The sequence below is a fragment of the Kitasatospora sp. NPDC057542 genome (assembly GCF_042801945.1).
GTDB lineage: Bacteria > Actinomycetota > Actinomycetes > Streptomycetales > Streptomycetaceae > Kitasatospora.
In genome coordinates this window covers 1-2,458 of record NZ_JBHVFE010000747.1, presented here as the reverse complement: position 1 = coordinate 2,458, position 2,458 = coordinate 1, and the positions used below count along the sequence as shown (strand labels likewise).

Sequence of the window (2,458 nt, the reverse complement as noted above, 5' to 3'; positions counted from 1 at the left end):
GGACCACGTCCGGCCGGGCCCTGGTCGTCGTTCCCCGCTTCCTAGCCGCGCAGGCGGGCCAGCCAGGCCTCGACCTCGTCGGAGCGGCGTGGGAGGTCGGCGGAGAGGTTCTCGTTGCCGTCCTCGGTGACCAGGATGTCGTCCTCGATCCGCACCCCGATGCCCCGGTACTCCTCCGGCACCGTCAGGTCGTTCTCCTGGAAGTAGATGCCCGGCTCCACGGTGAGCACCATGCCCGGTTCGAGCGGGCCGTCGACGTGCTCCTCGGTGCGGGAGTGGGCGCAGTCGTGGACGTCGATGCCCAGCATGTGGCCGGTGCCGGCCAGGGTGAAGCGGCGGTGCAGGCCCAGCTCGTACACCTTGTCCGCGCCGAGGTCGCCGAACAGGCCCCAGGAGGTGAGGTGTTCGGCGAGCTCGCGCTGCGCGGCGTGGTGGAAGTCACGGAACTGCCCACCCGGTCGCACTGCCGCGATGCCGGCCTCCTGGGCCGCGTACACGGCGTCGTAGACCTTGCGCTGGAGCTCGGTGAAGCGGCCGCTGACCGGGAGGGTGCGGGTGACGTCGGCGGTGTAGAGGTGGTTGGTCTCCACGCCCGCGTCGAGCAGCAGCAGGTCGCCGGGCCGGGCGTGGCCGTTGTTGCGCACCCAGTGCAGGGTGGTCGCGTGCGGACCGGCCGCGGCGATGGTGCTGTAGCCCACGTTGTTGCCCTCGACCCGGGCACGGACGAAGAAGGTGCCCTCGATCAGCCGCTCGGCGGTCTCGGAGTCGGTGCCGAGGACACGCACCACGTCCTCGAAGCCGCGGGCGGTGGCGGCGCAGGCGAAGCGCAGCTCCTCGATCTCGAACTCGTCCTTGACCAGGCGCAGCCCGGACAGGAAGACCTCGAACTCCTCGTCCCGCTCGGCGACCGCCCGGTCCGCGAGGGCCTCCTCCACGCCCGCGTCGTGGCGGCGCAGCACCCGCACCGGGCCGGTGGCGGCACGAAGGTCGGAGCGGACGGTGCGGACGTCCCGGCAGGGCAGGCCGAACAGCCGCTCGCTCTCGGTGAGGCTGTTGCGGCGGCCGTCCCACAGCTCGCCGTGGTTGTCCAGCCAGAACTCGCCGTTGTCGGTGCGGGAGCGGTCGCGCAGGTAGAGCACCGCCTCGTGGCCGCTGTCCCCGGTCGGCCTGAGCACCAGGACGGCGTCCTCGGACTGGTCGCCGGTCAGGTAGGCGTAGTCGGAGGAGGGGCGGAACGCGTAGTCGGTGTCGTTGGCCCGCACCTTGGGGTTGCCGGCCGGGACCACCAGCAGCTCGCCGGGGAAGGCGGCGGACAGCTCCGCGCGGCGGCGGGCGGTGTGCGCGGCCTGCGGGACGGGCTCCAGGGCGGTGCGCTCGGTGTCGGCCCAGCCCTGCTTCATGCTCTCGGCGAGTTCGTCCGTGACGCCACGGGTCAGGCCGTTCTTCCGGTACTTGATGGTCTCGGCGGGCTCGGTCACTACGGTCTCCTGGTGAGGGGGGTGGATGCGAGGTGCTTCGCTAGGCTGCCCCGTCCGTCGGCATGCGACCCGTACGGTATACCGAACACTGCCGGGAGAGAAGAGGTCGAGCGTGAACGATGCCGAGGAATCCGTCCGGGGCGTCCTCGCCGCCAACCTGAAGCGGGTGCGGGCCCAGCGCAGACTGTCGCTGTCCGAGCTGTCCCGGCAGGCCGGGGTCGGCAAGGCGACGCTCTCCCAGCTGGAGTCCGGGGCCGGCAACCCCACCCTGGAGACCGTGCTCGGGCTCTCCCGGGTGCTCGGCGTGCCGATCTCCGACCTGGTCGAGGCCCGGCCCGCCGGCGAGGTCACGGTAGTGCGCGCGGCCGAGACCGAGGTGCTCAGCGGCCGGGGCGTCGACCTGCGCCCGCTGCGCCGGATCGAGTCCGGGGACACGGTGTTCGAGATCTACGACCAGGTGGTGCGGACCGGCGCCGCGCAGGAATCCGCCGGCCACACCGGCACCGAGCACACCGTCGTCCAGACCGGCCGGCTGGGCGTGCGGGTCGACGGCCGCGAGGTCGAGCTCGGCCCCGGCGACTACATCGGCTTCGACGCCGCGCTGCCGCACGCCTACACCGCGCTGGGCGGCGAGCAGGTGCGGTCGGTGCTGGTGCTCCAGTACCGGGCCGAGCAGCACGGCCACCTCGCCGAGCCGGCCCGGCCGGCCTCGTGGGGGCTCTGGCACTGAGCGAGCCGCACGGGGACGGTGGGGGCGGTTCGCCGCACCGCTGCACCGCCTGGTCGCCGCACCGCCGGATCGTTCGGATTACCGAACGGCCGGAGCTCGCAGCGGGACCCGGCCGCCGCTCTCGGCGCTTCCCCGATCGGCGACCTGGCGGTCGTCGCCGAGGTGATGGCCGCCGACAGGAGCTGACCGTCGGCTGACCAGTGCCTTGACCACGGCACCGGAAACCGGACAGCCCGGTCGTCGGCTCAGC

2 protein-coding genes are annotated in these 2,458 nt (G+C 72.9%); one reads left to right on the top strand and one right to left on the bottom strand.

Translation table 11 applies throughout. The annotated features are described in order from the left end of the window. Window positions 1–41: 41 nt before the first annotated feature. Window positions 42–1,478 (bottom strand): aminopeptidase P family protein, encoded by a 1,437-nt coding sequence (locus ACFU7Y_RS43020; RefSeq protein ID WP_224282981.1) that lies wholly within the window; start codon window positions 1,476–1,478, stop codon window positions 42–44. Window positions 1,479–1,590: 112 nt separating this feature from the next. Between ACFU7Y_RS43020 and ACFU7Y_RS43015 the strand changes: the two genes are divergently transcribed. After that, window positions 1,591–2,208, top strand: coding sequence for a helix-turn-helix domain-containing protein (locus ACFU7Y_RS43015; RefSeq protein WP_224282982.1), 618 nt, complete (start codon window positions 1,591–1,593; stop codon window positions 2,206–2,208). The last annotated feature ends 250 nt before the right edge of the window (window positions 2,209–2,458 follow it).